Source organism: Mesorhizobium sp. 2RAF21, from assembly GCF_052115345.1.
GTDB lineage: Bacteria > Pseudomonadota > Alphaproteobacteria > Rhizobiales > Rhizobiaceae > Mesorhizobium > Mesorhizobium terrae.
In genome coordinates this window covers 216,823-232,416 of record NZ_JBFRGM010000007.1, presented here as the reverse complement: position 1 = coordinate 232,416, position 15,594 = coordinate 216,823, and the positions used below count along the sequence as shown (strand labels likewise).

The following is a 15,594-nucleotide window of genomic DNA, read 5'->3' as shown; positions in this document are numbered from 1 at the left end:
AAGGCGAGGTCGGATGAGGGGTGTTGGACGGAGTACCGCTTATCGAGACCGGGAGCGCAACCGAAACGCGCGGTACTTTCCGCATCGTCTCGTTTCTTCCAGCACCCCTCATCCGTCTCGGCGCTGCGCGCCGAGCCACCTTCTCCCGCAAGGGGAGAAGGGGTCGCCATCAATCTCGCCATGTCACCACAGAACCCGATCACGACATATTGTCCTTCGAGCCGGCCATGAACTGGATGAAGACGTCTTCCAGGCTGGTTTCGCCGGGCATCACCGTCACGCCGTCATGCGTCTTCTCGACATCGGCCAGGGCGCGCTCGAGTGCTGCGCGGTCGGAACCGACGACATGCAGAGTCGCGCCGAACGGCGCCACCTGGTCGACGCCCGGCCGGCCGGTAAGCTCGGCGGAAAGGCGGTCGAGGCGGGGTCCCGCGACGATGAAGGTGGTGAGCCCGGCATTGGCCACCACTTCGGCCACGGTGCCGGTGGCGATCAGCTTGCCGTAGGAAATGTAGGAGATGCGGTGGCAGCGCTCGGCCTCGTCCATGTAATGGGTGGAGACCAGCACGGTCAGTCCGCCATGGGCGAGGCGATGGATTTCGTCCCAGAACTCGCGCCGCGCCTTGGGATCGACGCCGGCGGTCGGCTCGTCCAGCAAAAGCAGGCGCGGCTTGTGCATGATGCAGGCGGCGAGCGCCAGCCGCTGCTTCCAGCCGCCAGACAGCGTGCCGGCCAGCTGGTTGCGCCGGGTGGTCAGGCCGAGTTCCTCCAGCGTCGCGCCGATATGGTCCTCCAGCGGTTTCAGCCGGTAGAGGCGGGCGACGAATTCGAGGTTTTCGGCAATCGTCAGGTCCTCGTAGAACGAGAAGCGCTGCGTCATGTAGCCGACCTCGTGCTTGATCTTCAGGCTTTCGGTCCTGAGGTCGTGGCCGAGAACGGTGCCGTCGCCCTCGTCGGGGGTGAGCAGCCCGCACATCATGCGGATGGTGGTGGTCTTGCCCGAGCCGTTGGGACCGAGGAAACCGACGATCTCGCCCTCGGCCACGCTCATGGTGACATGGTCGACCACGGTGCGGTCGCCGAAGCGCTTGACCAGGTTCTTGACGTCGATGGCGTACATCAGGCGCTGCCGCTGGCGGTCGGGTTGAGGAATGGCAGTCGGCAATCGGCAGTCGGCAGTCGGAACTGCGAATGACCGCAAATGAACCTTGAGGCTTTGCCCATCTCGAATTGCCCTTTTCTGCCGACTGCCGACTGCCGACTGCCGACTGCCGACTGCCGACTGCCGACTGCCGACTGCCGACTGCCTACTGCCGACTGCCTACTCGCTACTCGCCAAATCCACATCCACGATCTGCCCCGGCTGCAGCGGGCCGGCGTTGCCGAGCGGCTTGGCTTCGACCAGGTAGACCAGCTTCTGGCGGTTCTCGAGCGAGTAGATGACCGGTGGCGTGAATTCCGGATCGGGCGAGACATAGCTGACGCGCGCCTTCAATCCGCTCGGGCAGCCGTCGCAGCGCACGGTAAGCTCGCCGCCGACCTTGACCGAGGAGAGACGCGGCTCCGCAACATAGACGGTGAGCTTCACCGCACCGTCCGGCAGCACCGAAAGCACCGGCGAGCTCGGGCCCGCCGTATCGCCGGGATAGCGGATGATGTCGTTGACGCGGCCGGCGGCGGGCGCCTGCAAGGTGCGCTTGGACAGCCGCCACTCGGCCTGCTCCAGCCCGGTCTGCGCCTGCTTGACCTGGTTTTCCGCGGCCTTGATCGTTTCCGGCCGCGCCGGCAGGCGGCCGACCGCAAGGTTGGCCGTGGCCTGGCCGATGGCGGCGTCCGCCACCTCGGCCTGGGTGGCGGCATCGTCATATTGCGCCTGGGTGGCGACGCCGCGCTTCAAGAGGTCCTGCGTGCGCGCCAGCGTGCGTGCGGCGTCCGCCGCCTGCGCCTTGGCCGAGCGCAACGACGCCTCCAGCACCGCGATCTCTTCCGGCCGCTTGCCGACCTGGAGATCGGCGAGCTGGGCCTCGGCCTGGGCGAGTGCCGCCTTGGCCTGCGCCACCGCGATCTGGGCATCGGCGCTTTCCAGTGTCGCCACCGGCTGGCCGGGGCCGACGCGGTCGCCGCGCTTGACCGAGACGGTCTTGACCTCGGCCACTTCGATCGGCGCGAGCAGCGCATAGTCGCCCTCGACATAACCGACCGCCAGCGGCGCACCCGGCCCGCAGGCGGAGAAAAGTTGGGCTGCCAGCGGCAACGAACAGAGCAAGCTCATCTACCTTTCTCCCTTGGCAACACACTCCGTTCCTTCTCCCCTTGCGGGAGAAGGTGGGTGGCGCCGGCTCGCCACCCAGCCTTTGCCGTGGCCGCCAAAAAATTGGCACCTCATCGCTTCGTCTCCCGCGCGGCCAGCATGGCGTCGAGATTGGTGTTCAGCACGGCCAGCACCTTGGCCGCCTCGTCGTCGCCGATCGTTTTCCAGCCCATGCGCCGCATCACCGGCTCGCGGCCGATGCGGAAATAGACGGTCTGGCCGATCAGCGAGAAGACGGCGAGGCGCGCGCTTTCGCTTTCCGCCGGCTCGCCGGTGGCGCGTTCCCAGATATGGCAGAGCCGCCGGTGCGTGGGCTCGAACACGCCGCCATAGATGCGGTCGAGCGTCGGCGTCGGATGGGCGAGTTCGCGCAGCATGAATTGCACGATCTCACCGGCGTCGGGGCTGGCGACGATGAAGGCGACCATGCCGTGCAGCACGGTCTTGAGCTGCTGGCGCGCCGCCTCCGGCGTCAGCGATGCCGGGTCGGGACCGTCGAGCCCGCCCAGCGCCTGGCCGGCGATCGACTGGATGGTCGCAACGATATGGTCGGCGACGGCGGCGCGCAGGCCCTCCTTGCCGCCGAAATGATAGGCGATGGAGCCGATATTGGCCTTGGCCGCGGCGGCGATCTCGCGGGTCGACGTGCCGTCGTAGCCTTGCCGGCCGAACAGCTTCAGCGCCGCGTGGATCAGCGCCGTCTGCGTCATGTCGGCGGGCGAGGGCGGCGGTCGGGTCGGGGCGTTGGCCATGACCGGAGTTTAATCAATCGAATGATTAATGTCCATGGCAGGCGCGGTGCATGCCCGCGATCCCGCCAGCCGCCGGAGCGGCGGCCGGGTTGGCGGTGACAAACCTCACGGGTTTGTGAGGCGCGGCGCGGGCAGGGTTGCGGCAGGATGGGGATGAGCGTCCGCCGCTTTCGACCGACGGTCGCCGCTTGATCGGGTCGCGGCTTGCGGCTGGGTTTTTCCGGCTCTCGTATCGAAAAGTGAATTTCGGAGAGATGACAATTATCGCGTATTGGGATGCTAGATCTATTTATTTAGATAAAAATAAATAACTTAATAATCGCGTTAAATAATAACTGCGCGAGATGATACGATATATTTTACTTCAAGATTGAGACAACTGCGCAAATTGCGGACGTGGCGACGGTGAACAAAATTTAATTTTCAATATCGTTGCGCGTGACGGGATGCTCTGGAAGAGTGAGGTGCGCCCACCCAAAACCCAGTTATCGTCCGAGCTCGCAACAAACGGGCGCCAAGGAAGGAGAAGTCGTCATGTCTTCGCTGCCCACTATCGTTTTGGTTCATGGTTTCTGGGGCGGTGCCGCCCATTGGAGCAAGGCAATTATCGAGCTTACCAAGCTTGGGCACACCGGCCTGCATGCCGTCGAAGTGCCGCTGACCTCGCTCGCCGACGATGCCGAACGCACGCGCAAGATGGTCAGGCAGATTGACGGGCCGGTGGTTCTGGTCGGCCATTCTTATGGCGGCGCGGTCATCACCGAGGCGGGCGACCTGCCCAATGTGGCAGGGCTGGTCTACATCGCCGCTTTCGCGCCGGATGCCGGCGAAAGCCCCGGCGGCATCAGCCAGGCCAAGGCGCCGGCCGCCTTCCCGAACATCGCCCCCGACAGCGACGGCTATCTCTGGATCAAGCCCGACAAGTTCCATGAGAGCTTCTGCCAGGATCTGACCGCCGACGAGGCGCTGGTGATGGCGGTGACGCAGAAGGCGCCGCTCGGCTCGACCTTTGGCGACAACATCACCGCGCCAGCCTGGAAAAAGAAGCCGGTCTGGTACCAGGTGTCGTCGGAAGACCGCATGATCCACCCCGAAAACCAGAAGATGATGTCGCAACGCATGAAGCCGAGGAAGATCGTCGAGCTGAACGCCAGCCACGCCTCGCTGGCATCGAAGCCGAGGGAAGTTGCGGCACTGATCGACGAAGCCGCGCGCAGCGCCGCCTGATCCGACGCCATGGGGCGGGGCGGCGATGCCGTTCCGCCTCGTGGCATCATCGGTCGCGAATCTTCGCTCTTGCGTGCAGCGAAAGCTGCCTTATGGTTTGCCCCCGATGGCCAAGGAAGTCGAACGCAAGTTTCTCGTGAGAGACGAGGGGTGGCGCAAGGCGGTGGAGCGCAGCGTCTCCATCATCCAGTTTTACCTGGCCATCTCCTCCGAACGCTCGATCCGTCTGCGCATCAGCGATGGCCGCGCCGCCAAGCTGACGCTGAAATTCGGCTCGGACATGAGGATACGCGACGAATTCGAATATCCGGTGCCGCTGGCCGAGGCCCGCGAGATGATGGGTTTTGCCGTCGGCAACGTCATCCGCAAGGTTCGCCACCATGTTCGCCACCGCGGTTATGTCTACGAGGTCGACGTGTTCAACTCGACGCTGGACGGGCTGGTGGTGGCCGAGCTGGAAACCAAGGACATCGTGCCCGACGACAAGCTGCCGGCCTGGCTCGGGCGCGAGGTGACCGGCGAGCTCCGCTACTCCAACGCCTCGCTGGCGCTGAATGGCTTTCCCGAGCTGGTGACGTGAGCCCGCGCCTGCATGCGACGCTGCCGCTGGCAAGCGACGTGACGCGGCTTCTGAGGCAGGAGATTACCCGTGCGCTGGAGCATCTGGCGCTGGCGCGGGCGGAACCGGAGGAGCGGCTGCACAAATGCCGCCGCCGGCTGAAAACCGTTCGTGCCCTGCTGCGCCTCGTCCGCTCCGGCGACGAAGCCTTCTTTGCCGAGGAGAATGCCCGCTATCGCGATGTCTCGGCGCGGCTTTCGGGGCTGCGCGAGGCGAGCGCCATGGTCGAGACGGCGGAGCGGCTCGGCAGGGCCTATCCGCGGCGGGCAGCATCGGTTGCGGTGCTGCGGCAGATGTTGGCCGTGCGCCGGGAGGCGGCGATGCAGGACACCGCCGCGTTCGGCACCGCAGTCGACGCAGCACTCGCCGCCTGCCGTCATGGCCTGCTGTGGCTCGGCGCGCTTTCCCTGCCGGCCGATGCCGATGCGGCGAGCACCGTTGTCGTAGACGGCGCGCAGGCTGGCCTTGGTCGGGCCCGAAAGGCGTTCAAACGGGCGCGTTCGCGAGGCCGGGACATCGATTTCCACACGCTGCGCAAGGCGGTGAGGGCGCATGCCACCCAGCTTGCCTTGCTGGAAGGGTTGTGGCCGGAGCGGAGATCGGCACGACGCCACCGGCTGGGCGTTCTCGACAAGCGGCTCGGCGCGCTGAACGACATCGCCGTTCTGGGTGCCCTTGTGCGACGGCAGCCGCCGGCGCTGGATCTGGAGCCCGAGGTGCTGGCCGACGTGGAGAAATGCCTGAAGCGCGAAGGCAAGCGGTTGAGGAAGCAATGCCTGGCCGACGCAAAGCGGCTCTTCGCGCGCGATTGGAAGCGCAAGATTGTGCGCTTGACCGACAGTCTGCGGCAGCGGCTTGCCGCCACGCCGGTCACGGCGCTGCGAGCGGCGTAGGCACGCGGTTCCTTTGTGGGCGGGATGACGCTGCCCTAGCGGATCCCTGCTTCCCGCACCGCCGCCGAAAAGCTGCGGCTGACCGGCAGCAAGGTGCCGTCCTTCAGCTTCAGCAACAGCTTGCCGTCGCGGCGCGCGGTGCCGGCCACCGCTTCCAGCGCCACCCAATGCGAGCGGTGGATCTGCAGGCCGGGCTCGCCCTCGGTTTCGCCGATTGCGTCGGCCATGCGCATCAGCACCAGCGTCGAGCCCTTCTCGGTGTGCACCTCGACATAGTGATCCTGCATGGAGAGCCGTGTCAGCCGGCCGCGTGAGGGCAGCGGCAACCGTTCGAGCAGCGGTGGCCGCCTCTCGGGCCGGGGCGGCGCGACATCCACGGCGGCTGGCGTGGTCGGCGTTTCGGCTGGTGGCACGGTGTCGGCGCTGGTCTCGCCGGCGATCAGAACCGAGGCCAGCGAAATGGCCGCGGCGATCAGCGCGCAGTTGAGGAACAGGGTCAAGGCCGCGCGCGGCGACGGCATTGGCGCCGACAGAACCGCCGCGTCGAACGCCAGAACCACCAGCGCGATGGGCAGGCCGGCGATCGCGCCGGTGATCAGCGCTCGCAGTAACCGTGGCGCGTCGCGGCCCTCGAACAATGTCTGGCCGGCCAGCCGCACAATGGCGTAGCCGATCGTGAAGGTGGCGAGCGCCAGCGCCAGCCAGTAGGCCAGGCGCGGCAACAGCGCCAGCCGCTCATAGGTGCCGAACGGACCGGTCACGCCGAGCACGGCGGTGGCGAGCAGGATCAGCCCCCAGAAGCGCGGCGAGAAGGCGAGAGCCTGCATTTCGCGAAGCGTGGAATGCATGGGGCCGTGCTTCACGTATCGGATCGTCCCTTCCCGAAACCACGTTTGCCGAAGCGGCACCCGACCGCGATGGTGCCGGCCAGCCGAGGCGGTGACGACACTGGTAGCGCGCCGCCCCGCCGCCTTCAACCGACGAGATTTTCGACAGGAGCATTCCATGCCATCGCAGTCCACCACCCCCGGTCTTCTCGACATCGTCACCCACACGCCGCTCTGGGTGTGGCCGCTGATCGCCTATGCGCTCTATGCCGGCTGGGCCCGTACGCGGGACCGCATCGTCTCCCCGGCACGCCTGCTGGCCTTGCCGGTAATCCTGGTCCTGCTCGATGTCTTTGAACTGGTGCGCCACGGCCTTTCCGCGTTCGGCGCCGCCGGTCTCGCCTTCGGCATCGCCGCCGGCACGCTGGCCGGTCTGGCAGTGGCGCGCCACACGCCGACCTGGGCCCTGCCTGACGGCCGGTTGGCGGTGAAGGGACATTGGCTGCCCTTCGCCATCGTCGTCGCCATTGTCGTGGTCAGCTATGCGCGCGGTGTCGCGCTGGGCGTCGCCCCCGCGCTCGCCGCCGATACCCGCTTCGTTATTGCCAACGCCATGCTGGCCGGCTTGCTGCCGGCGCTGATGCTGGCCCGCACGCTTGGCTCCCTGCCGCGCGGGTATTTGAGGATGGCGTGAGGCGCGGTGCCTTTCCTTCTCCCCTTGTGAGAGAAGGTGGATCGGCGCGAAGCGCCGAGACGGATGAGGGGTGTTGGAAGAAACGAGGCGATGCGGAAAGTAGCGTTCGCTTCTGCTGTGGTTCCAGTTCGGACAGGCCGCACTCCGTCCAGCACCCCTCATCCGACTTCGCCTATGGCGGCTACGCCGCCGGGGCTCAGCCACCTTCTCCCACAAGGGGAGAAGGAAAGGATGCTACCACATCCACCAGCTTCTCAGGATTGCGCACCGTATAGATGGCCGAAATGGCGCCGTCGGCGTTGACCGCGAAACCCACGGTCTGCTCGATCTGGCCGGCGATCGAGACGACCAGCCCCGGTGCACCGTTGATGATGGCGGGCGCCACCACGGTACGCGCCGGGTCGGGGTTCTTGCGCACCACGCCGAGCATGAATTTCACGACGACATCGCTGCCGGAAAGCACGTTGATCGCCGCAAGCACCTTGCCGCCGCCATCGGCGACATATTCGACGTCGCTGGCCAGCAGCGCCTTCAGCGGCTCGACATCGCCGCCGAGGGCGGCCCGCTCGAATGCCGCCACGAAACGCGCCACGTCCTCGCCGGTGGCCGGGAAACGGTTCTGGTCTTGCCTGAGCATCTTGCGGGCGCGCGAGGCCATCTGCCGGCAGGCCGCCGGCGTGCGCTTCAGCGTTTCGGCGATCTCCTCGAACGGCACGTCGTAGAGGTCGTGCAGGAACAATGCCGCCCGCTCCAGCGGCGACAGCCGTTCCAGCGCCCGCATCACCGAAAAGGAAATGTCGAGTGCGGCGTCGTTGGCGTCCGGTTCGACCGCGCCGGCCTTTTCCACGATCGGCTCCGGCAGCCATGGCCCGACATAGGTTTCGCGCCGCGCCTGCGCCGAACGCAAACGGTCGAGGCAAAGATTGGTGACGATGCGCGACAACAGCCTTGCCGGGTGCTCGGCTTCCGCAGTCGCTGAAAACCGCAACCAGGCATCCTGCACGATGTCCTCCGCCTCGCTGGCGGAACCGAGATAACGATAGGCGAGCCGGATCAGCCGGGGGCGTTCGCCAAGATAGGCGGCCAGCCGGTCCTGTTCTTCAACCATGGGTCATCCTGGCCATTGATCTGCCCGGCACTTCGTCGGCTCTCTTCGTTTCGGCGGCAAGCCACGCCAGAACGGGCTCGCAGGTATTGCCGTGGCCGAGCCCGCGTTTCAAGAGCGGGTAGAAGGAGCCCGAAACCGTGGCCGCAGCAAGCCCCGCCAGGCCACGCTTGCCCCAGCGCGCCTCGCAGGCCCCGACGATCTGCGGCAGCGTCGGGTCGTTGGCCAAAACCGCTTCGGCATAGTGACGGGCAAGCGCCATCTCGCGCGGCGCTCTGCTTGCGTCATCCGAAAGCATGGCGCTGATGGCGGCCATCGGCACGCCGGCCTCGCACGCCCTGGCGATGGCAAGGCGCAGGCAGGAGCCGCAGTCGGTGTGTCGCACCGCGGTGATGCGGGCGGCGAAATAGGGCGCGGCCTCCAGCCCGAAGCGGTGGTCGGTGAAGTACGAGACCAGCGCCAGCTTGAAGCCGCCGCCGGCGTCGAGGTCGACGAGTTCGGTGAGATAGGCGGTGTCGTAGCCGTAGCGGGCGCCGAAGCGGCGGAAGGCGTGTTTGAGCAACGGGCCGAGCATCAGGCGGTCCTCTTTTGTGGGTCGAAGGCGGGAATGGCGGCGAGCGGCAAGAGGCCGGGCAGCACGATCAGCGCGATGTCGCGCAGCGCGTCGGCGAATGTCGTGCCGTGTTGCATCTCGGCGAGATGCAGGAGCGCATGGCCGCCGAGGAAGATCGAGGCGACGATGAGCATCCAGCGGTCGCGCTTCAGTGCGCCAATGATGAGGCCGGCAGCCGCAGCGATGAAGGCCAGCCCAATGTCGCGGATGAAATGCGGGTTGGCCGGGCCGGTGGCGGTGACGCCGGGAATGGTGACGTACCAAAGCGCCGGTGCCGCCAGCATGAACAGGCCGTTGGCGCCCTGGTAGAGGCCGATGAGGATGAGCAGGGTTCGCATGTCGTTTTTCTCCTCAGCCCATGACGGGACAGGGTGGAGAGGTGTGACATGAGGCGGGAGATTTTTTGGGGGGCGGGCGACGGCTTTCCTTCTCCCGCAAGGGGAGAAGGAAGGGCGCTCACCCCATCCTTAGCTGTGCCTTTGCGTCCTTCACTGACGCGGCAAAGGTCACCAGCGGGCGCTTGACGCCGTGGGTGATCAGCATGCGCCTGGTTTGCGGCGAGGCACCGGCGATGATGAAGCGCACGCCGGCTTTCTTGGCCTTGTGCGCGGTGCTTTCGATGACATTGGCTGCGGTGGAATCGAACAGCGGCACGCGGGAACAGTCGAGGATGAAGTTCTTGCGCTGGTCGGCGATGCGGTCGAGCACGGCGGCAACGGTCGAGGCCGCGCCGAAGAAGAAGGCGCCGGAGATGTGGTAGACGACCGTGTCGGGATCGCTGGCCTCGCTGGCGTCATAGGCGCGGCGGTCGCCATTGGTGGCGTCGGCGACATCGTCGGCCACCAGCGGCTGCTCGCTTTCGGCGATCGCCACCGCTTTCGCCATGCGGTCGATGAACAACACCGCGCCGAGTGCAAAACCGACGACGATGCCTTCGGTGAGATCGCGGAAGACGACGATCAGGAAAGTGGCGCCGAGCACCACGGCGTCGGCCGGCGAGGAGCGCAGCAGCGCGGCGATGGCCTGCTTCTCCACCATGTTCCAGCACACCACGGCCAGCACGCCGGCAAGGGCGGCCAGCGGGATGTAGCTGGCGAGCGGCGCGGCCACCAGCATGAAGACGAGCAGGAAGGCCGAATGCAGCATGCCGGAGACCGGCCCATGCGCGCCGGCCCGCACATTGGTGGCGGTGCGGGCAATGGTGCCGGTGGCGCAGATGCCGCCGAACAGCGCCGAGCCGATATTGGCGAAACCCTGCGCCACCAGTTCGCAATTGGAGCGATGACGGCGCCCGGTCATGCCGTCGGCGACCACCGCCGAGAGCAGGGATTCGATGGCGCCGAGCAGCGCGAAGGCAATCGCGTCCGGCAAGACGGCGATGGCCTTGTCGAGGCTCATCGGCGGCAGCGCCGGCAGCGGCAGGCTGCGCGGAATGCCGCCGTAACGCGAGCCGATCGTGTCGGCCGGCAGCGCCAGCAGCGCCACGACCAGCGAGGCGAGCGCCACCGCCACCAGCATGCCCGGCCAGTGCGGCCGCCATTTCTTCAACGCCACCACGGTGACGATGGAAAGAAGCGCGATGCCGGCGGCGGACGGGTTCAGCGTGCCGCCTGCCTGCCACAATGCCATCAGCTTCGGAACGAAGGGGCCAGGCTCCTTACCGGGCAGTTTGAGGCCGAGCAACTCGACGATCTGGCCGGAAAAGATGATGACGGCGATGCCGGCGGTGAAGCCGACCGTGACGGGGTAGGGGATGTATTTGATGTAGGTGCCGAGCCTTAAGTATCCGATGGCGAGCAGGAACACGCCGGCCATCGTGGTGGCCAGCAAAAGCCCGTCCACGCCCTGCCGGTCGGCGGTGGAAGCCACCAGAACGATAAAGGCGCCGGCCGGCCCGCCGATCTGGAAGCGGCTGCCGCCGAGCGCGGAGACGATGAAACCGCCGACGATCGCCGTGAACAGGCCGCGCTCCGGCGTCACGCCGGAGGCAATCGCAATCGCCATGGACAGCGGCAGCGCCACGATGGCGACGGTGAGGCCGGCCAATGCGTCGGCGCGCAGCTGCGGCAGGCCGTAGCCTTCGCGCAGCACCGTCACCAGCTTGGGCGTGAACAGTTCGGAAAATGTCGGCGCTGCTCTGTGGGCCTGCCGGCGCTGGACCTGTTCCATGGCGTGCCTTCCGCAAAAGCGGCGGCATCGTCGGCATCGCAATGATCTTGCGTAACGTCGGCGGTCGCCGTCGCGAACCAAAAAGCCGGCCCTGGCGGGAATCCTACATGGAGCCCTTGAGCCGCACGCCCCTGCCGCCGCGTTCGCTGGCCTGGTTGTCGCCGATCAATTCCACCCCGGCCTCGTCGAGCGCCTGGATGACCTTCATCAGCGTATCGACCACGCCCCGCACCACGCCGTCGCTGGCCTCCATGCGCTGGATGGTCGGCAGCGAAACGCCGGCGCGTTCGGCGAGCGTCTTCTGGTCGATGCCGGCCAGTGCCCGCGCCGCACGCATCTGAGCTGCGGTGATCACCGGTCAGAACTCCCGTCTGAGTCTGCAATATGAATGTATGATACCTTCATAGTGATGTGTCAAACATGAATATGGGTTGAAAATACCTTAACTCGGCTCTTCGTCGCCGTTCTTGCCGCGCGGCAGGAAGCGGGCCGCCAGCCAGCACAGCATGGCCCAGGCGAAGCCGGCGCACCAGCCCGCCAGCACGTCGGACGGCCAGTGCACGCCGAGATAGAGGCGCGACACGCCGACCATCAGCGTCACCAGTACGGCCAGAACGAAAACATAGATCTTGGTGACGCGGCCGGGCAGGAAGCGCGCCGCCAGCGTGCCGAGCGTCAGATAGGTGACGGCGGCTAGCATGGCGTGGCCGGAGGGGAAGGACAGCGACGTCTCGACCGCGAGCTTCGAGACCAGATCGGGGCGCGGCCGGTCGATGCCGATCTTGAGCAGGCTGGACAGGATTTGGCCGCCGCCGACCGTTGCCAGCACGAAGAAAGCGGTGCCCCATCGCTTGATGAGCAGGAAATAGATGATGGTGGCGGCGGTGATCAGTATCAGCACTACGGCGCTGCCGAGCGCTGTGATGTCGCGTACCGCACCCTCCAGCCGAGGCGAACCGATCGGATTGCTCGGGTTGCCGGCTTCGCGGAAGGCGAGCAGGATCTGCGTGTCGAATGTGTGCGGGGCGACGTCGCGGGCCACCTCCATCAGTTCGAGAAAGCCCCACAGCCCGCCGGCCACGACGATGCCGGCCAGAAGAACGGGGAACTCGATCTTGTCGAAGAGGGAAGAAAGGGTCTTTCGCATCAATCCTGCCGCTATTGCCGCGCCGGCTTTCGAGGTGGGCGGGCTTTAGCCAATCCCGGCGCTGGTGTCATCGGCCCTGCAAATAGGGCCCAAGCGTGACCAATGCCACTGCCACGATGGCGAGAGCGACACCCGCGCCCTGTATGGGGGTAAGCCGTTCGCCGAAGAAGGCCAGCGCCACGGCATTGACCGCGACCAGCTGGATAACCGCCGAGAGGCTGAGCGAAATCGACATGCCGAAGTCGCGGATCAGCTTCAGCATGATCAGGTTGCCGAGGGTGTAGAGGGCGAGCGTGATCAGGATCTTGCCGAGGCTCGGCGCCAGCGCCCAGTGCTTGGCCGCCGTCGCGGCGAGCAAAAAAATCACGGTGGAAACACCGAGTTGCGCCATGCCGAATACGTTCACCGATTGCCTCCGCCAAGCCCTTATGCCCTGCGCAAGCTTGTTTCCGAATGGTGGACGCCGGTCAAGGGGTGGGAGCGGTCCGCATGAGCGGACGAAAAGCCGAGGGTCTGGCTTTGTGCTTCGAAGGTTACGAGCCCGCGAGCGGCTGGCGCATGTCGGCGCCGACCGGTTTCCGGGCCAATGCGCTAGCGCACCAGAACCGTCTTCGGAAACTCGATCACCTGGCCCTTCGGCTTGGCGTGCTGGGCCGTGACGATGGCCTCGATAAGGATGTCCAGCGCCTCGCAGGCCTTCCTGCTGGTTTGGTCGTTGCCGCGCAGATAGTGGCTTGCCCGCTCGAGATGCAGGCGCGCGGCGGCAAAATCACTGTTCATCGAATACTCCGTTTGGCCCACCGCTCGACAAAGCATGGAACGATTCGGTTGCGGGAACAGAAATTCCCGCAGTGGCATTTGATTCAAAATTGCTGATTTTGACGGTCTCGCGGGCCCTTGCCGGCGGCGGCGCGAACGCTGCAAGATGGCCTCCATGTCGTGGAACCTTGATGAGACTGTGGCGACGTCCGCGGGAGTTGTGGCGGCGGGCCGGGCGGGCAGCGGGCCGGCCCTGGTGCTGGCGCATGGCTGGCCGTGGTCGTCCTTCTCCTGGCACCGGCTCATCCCGGCCCTTGCCAGGCACTACCATGTCCACTGGTACGACATGCCGGGCTATGGGCGCTCGGAAAAGCGGGCGGCGCAACGCACCGGGCTCGATGTGCAGGGGCAGGTGTTCGCCGAGATGCTGGCGCATTGGCGCTTGGAGAACCCGGCCGTTGTCGCCCATGATTTCGGTGGCGCGACTACGCTGCGCGCCCACCTTCTGCATGGCTGCGACTTTGATCGTTACGTGCTGATGAATGTCGTTGCCATGCGCCCCTGGGGCTCGGCGTTCTTCGACCATGTCGGCCGCCATGTCGAAGCATTCCTCGGTCTGCCGCCGCACATCCACCGGGCGGTGGTGGAGGCCTATATCAAGGGCGCGCTGGTGACCGAGCTGGCGCCGGGCGATTTCGAACGGCTCGTCGAACCCTGGTTGAGCGAGGAAGGCCGGCAGAGCTTCTACCGGCAGTTCGCCGAGGCCGACGAACGCTATACGGCCGAGGTCGAGCCGCTGTTCGGCGAAATCCGTTGTCCGGTGGCGATCATCTGGGGCGAGGACGACCCCTGGATACCGCTGGAACGAGGCCGGGCGCTGCATCGCCTCGTCCCGCAGGCATCGTTCGAAACGCTGGCCGGCGTCGGCCACCTGCCTCAGCTCGAGGCGCCGGATCGTGTGCTGGAGCGGTTGGGGGTGTTTCTCTCTGGCGGCGATGCGGGATGAGGGGCGTCATCCCGGAAGCCGGAGTGCAGCGAAGGCTATCCCGGACCCATTGGCTGCATCATCGTCGTGAACGGCCCAGTCCTTGTGCTGAGCCGTCTGCGTTTCCCTGATCGTGCCTTTCGCCGTCGACTGCCCGAACTTTGATCCCGGCCGCGCTGCTCAATGGGTTCCGGGTCGGCGCTCGCTTTGCTCGCTTGCCCGGAATGACGGGCGAGGGGCGTGCTACCCCTTGCCCGCAATCTTCGCCGCGATGGCCTTGGCTTCCTGGCCGGCGGTGTAGAAATGGCCGAGCACGCTCGGGCGCATGGAAATGAACCACAGGCCGGGCTGGTTGCCTGGCTCGGCGCCATTGGTCTTCGGCGCGCCGTTGCTGTTCAGCACGCCGAGCCCGTCCAGCATCGGCTCCAGCCCGGTGCGGTAGCCGGTGGCGGCGATGACGATGTCGGCCTCTATCGCCGAGCCGTCGGCCAGCACGATTTGCTCGGGCTCGAAGCGGGCGACGGACGTCACCACCTTGATGCGGCCGGCCTTGATGGCGGCGATGGCGCCGTCGTCGGCGGCGATCGCCACATGGTCGTCCCTCAGCCGGCTGATGGCGCCCTTCTTCACCGGCGCGAAACCGAGTTTGCGGAGATCGCCGAACATCGCGCGCTGCAGGAGCGCCACCATGAAATTGCCGATCGGCACCGGCAGCGCGTTGGTGATCCTGGAAAAGCGCTGCACGGCGATCTTGCCGATGCGCTTGGGCAGGACCGAGGGGCCGGCGCGCCCCGCCACCGTGATCGACGCCGCCTTGGCGCCGACCAAATAGTTCAGCGCGTCGAAGCCGGAATTGCCGGCGCCCACCACCAGCACGCGCTTGCCTTCATAGTCTTTCGGGCTGCCGAATTTCGCGGCATGGATCAGCCTGCCGCCGAATGTCGCCGCACCTGGCCAGTCCGGCATCCACGGCACCTGGTCGTGGCCGGTGGCAATGATGACGTTGCGCGCATGGCGCACGCCCTTGGCGGTATGGACGGCAAAGTGGTCGCCGTCGCGCGTGACACGCTCGACCGCCATGCCGAATTCGACGGCGATGCCGCGTTGCCTGGCGAACTGTTCCAGATAGGCAATGACCGCGGCCTTGGGCGGAAAGGCCGGCACGCCGCGCGGATAGGGCATGCCGGGCAGAAACGACATGTCGCGATGCGTGTTGAGCGCCAATCGCTCATGGCGCTGGTGCCACGGCTCGGCGATGCGCTGTTCGCGTTCGAACACACTGGCCTTGATGCCGTGCCGGGCGAGTGCGTCCGCCGCCGCGAGCCCAGCCGCGCCGGCGCCGATCACGATCACCGGTTCGATCGTTTCGGTCATATTTCCACCAAATCCTTCCGCGACACCGACGCCGCAACCAAGAACGAGGCAAGGCCGGACGGGTTCGACCCAACCACGTCTCGCTCTACTTGCGCTATGTGGCATGGACGGCGATATGG

Annotated in this window: 18 protein-coding genes; 5 read left to right on the top strand and 13 right to left on the bottom strand. The window is 66.3% G+C overall.

The genetic code is table 11. The features are described from left to right. Positions 1-199: 199 nt before the first annotated feature. The 3 genes from AB4136_RS13710 to AB4136_RS13700 form a co-directional block, all read right to left on the bottom strand. Positions 200-1,120 (bottom strand): ABC transporter ATP-binding protein, encoded by a 921-nt coding sequence (locus AB4136_RS13710; RefSeq protein ID WP_024926511.1) that lies wholly within the window; start codon positions 1,118-1,120, stop codon positions 200-202. A gap of 201 nt (positions 1,121-1,321) precedes the next feature. Next, positions 1,322-2,272: an HlyD family secretion protein gene (locus AB4136_RS13705; RefSeq protein WP_024924757.1), complete on the bottom strand. Its 951-nt coding sequence runs from the start codon at positions 2,270-2,272 to the stop codon at positions 1,322-1,324. Between the two features lie 110 nt (positions 2,273-2,382). Next, positions 2,383-3,063, bottom strand: coding sequence for a DUF1956 domain-containing protein (locus tag AB4136_RS13700; protein WP_024924756.1), 681 nt, complete (start codon positions 3,061-3,063; stop codon positions 2,383-2,385). Positions 3,064-3,597: 534 nt separating this feature from the next. Here AB4136_RS13700 and AB4136_RS13695 point away from each other — a divergent pair. The 3 genes from AB4136_RS13695 (at position 3,598) to AB4136_RS13685 (ending at position 5,802) form a co-directional block, all read left to right on the top strand. After that, positions 3,598-4,290 carry an alpha/beta hydrolase gene (locus AB4136_RS13695; RefSeq protein ID WP_024924755.1) on the top strand — a complete coding sequence of 231 codons (693 nt, stop codon included), beginning with the start codon at positions 3,598-3,600 and terminating at the stop codon, positions 4,288-4,290. A gap of 106 nt (positions 4,291-4,396) precedes the next feature. After that, entirely contained in the window at positions 4,397-4,870 is a 474-nt protein-coding gene (locus AB4136_RS13690) for a CYTH domain-containing protein (RefSeq protein WP_024924754.1), read from the top strand. Further along, positions 4,867-5,802 (top strand): CHAD domain-containing protein, encoded by a 936-nt coding sequence (locus AB4136_RS13685; protein WP_024924753.1) that lies wholly within the window; start codon positions 4,867-4,869, stop codon positions 5,800-5,802. Before AB4136_RS13690 ends, AB4136_RS13685 begins: the two co-directional genes overlap by 4 nt. Positions 5,803-5,837: 35 nt before the next feature. Here AB4136_RS13685 and AB4136_RS13680 read toward each other — a convergent pair whose 3' ends face one another. Further along, the gene (locus tag AB4136_RS13680) at positions 5,838-6,650 is read right to left on the bottom strand and encodes a LytTR family DNA-binding domain-containing protein (RefSeq protein ID WP_024924752.1); all 813 of its coding nucleotides are present in this window, start codon (positions 6,648-6,650) and stop codon (positions 5,838-5,840) included. Between the two features lie 157 nt (positions 6,651-6,807). Here AB4136_RS13680 and AB4136_RS13675 point away from each other — a divergent pair, with 157 nt between their 5' ends. Further along, a complete protein-coding gene (locus AB4136_RS13675; RefSeq protein WP_024924751.1) occupies positions 6,808-7,323 on the top strand; it encodes a DUF6622 family protein in 516 nt (171 codons plus the stop codon). A 196-nt stretch (positions 7,324-7,519) separates the two neighbouring features. Here the strand turns inward: AB4136_RS13675 and sigJ are convergent, their stop codons facing one another. The 8 genes from sigJ to AB4136_RS13635 all read right to left on the bottom strand — a co-directional run bounded on the left by sigJ (position 7,520) and on the right by AB4136_RS13635 (position 13,137). Then, on the bottom strand, positions 7,520-8,431 hold the full coding sequence (gene sigJ / locus AB4136_RS13670; RefSeq protein WP_024924750.1) for an RNA polymerase sigma factor SigJ: 912 nt from the start codon (positions 8,429-8,431) through the stop codon (positions 7,520-7,522). Continuing rightward, positions 8,424-9,002, bottom strand: a complete 579-nt coding sequence (locus AB4136_RS13665) for a hypothetical protein (RefSeq protein ID WP_024924749.1) — start codon at positions 9,000-9,002, stop codon at positions 8,424-8,426. The genes sigJ and AB4136_RS13665 overlap by 8 nt, the downstream gene beginning before the upstream one ends. Continuing rightward, the gene (locus AB4136_RS13660; protein ID WP_024924748.1) at positions 9,002-9,379 is read right to left on the bottom strand and encodes a hypothetical protein; all 378 of its coding nucleotides are present in this window, start codon (positions 9,377-9,379) and stop codon (positions 9,002-9,004) included. Before AB4136_RS13660 ends, AB4136_RS13665 begins: the two co-directional genes overlap by 1 nt. A gap of 118 nt (positions 9,380-9,497) precedes the next feature. Continuing rightward, on the bottom strand, positions 9,498-11,210 hold the full coding sequence (locus AB4136_RS13655) for a SulP family inorganic anion transporter (protein ID WP_137901153.1): 1,713 nt from the start codon (positions 11,208-11,210) through the stop codon (positions 9,498-9,500). Positions 11,211-11,313: 103 nt separating this feature from the next. Further along, positions 11,314-11,565 (bottom strand): helix-turn-helix domain-containing protein, encoded by a 252-nt coding sequence (locus AB4136_RS13650; protein WP_024924746.1) that lies wholly within the window; start codon positions 11,563-11,565, stop codon positions 11,314-11,316. 87 nt (positions 11,566-11,652) lie between these two features. Continuing rightward, on the bottom strand, positions 11,653-12,357 hold the full coding sequence (locus AB4136_RS13645) for a phosphatase PAP2 family protein (RefSeq protein WP_024924745.1): 705 nt from the start codon (positions 12,355-12,357) through the stop codon (positions 11,653-11,655). 67 nt (positions 12,358-12,424) lie between these two features. Beyond that, entirely contained in the window at positions 12,425-12,748 is a 324-nt protein-coding gene (locus AB4136_RS13640) for a hypothetical protein (RefSeq protein WP_210271180.1), read from the bottom strand. Positions 12,749-12,948: 200 nt separating this feature from the next. Further along, complete coding sequence (locus AB4136_RS13635) at positions 12,949-13,137, bottom strand: hypothetical protein (protein WP_024924743.1); 189 nt, start codon at positions 13,135-13,137, stop codon at positions 12,949-12,951. 154 nt (positions 13,138-13,291) lie between these two features. Here AB4136_RS13635 and AB4136_RS13630 point away from each other — a divergent pair, with 154 nt between their 5' ends. Continuing rightward, positions 13,292-14,122: an alpha/beta fold hydrolase gene (locus AB4136_RS13630; protein WP_024924742.1), complete on the top strand. Its 831-nt coding sequence runs from the start codon at positions 13,292-13,294 to the stop codon at positions 14,120-14,122. Positions 14,123-14,344: 222 nt separating this feature from the next. On the opposite strand, the gene AB4136_RS13625 is transcribed toward AB4136_RS13630, so the two are convergent. Further along, positions 14,345-15,475, bottom strand: a complete 1,131-nt coding sequence (locus tag AB4136_RS13625) for a flavin-containing monooxygenase (protein WP_024924741.1) — start codon at positions 15,473-15,475, stop codon at positions 14,345-14,347. Between the last annotated feature and the right edge of the window lie 119 nt (positions 15,476-15,594).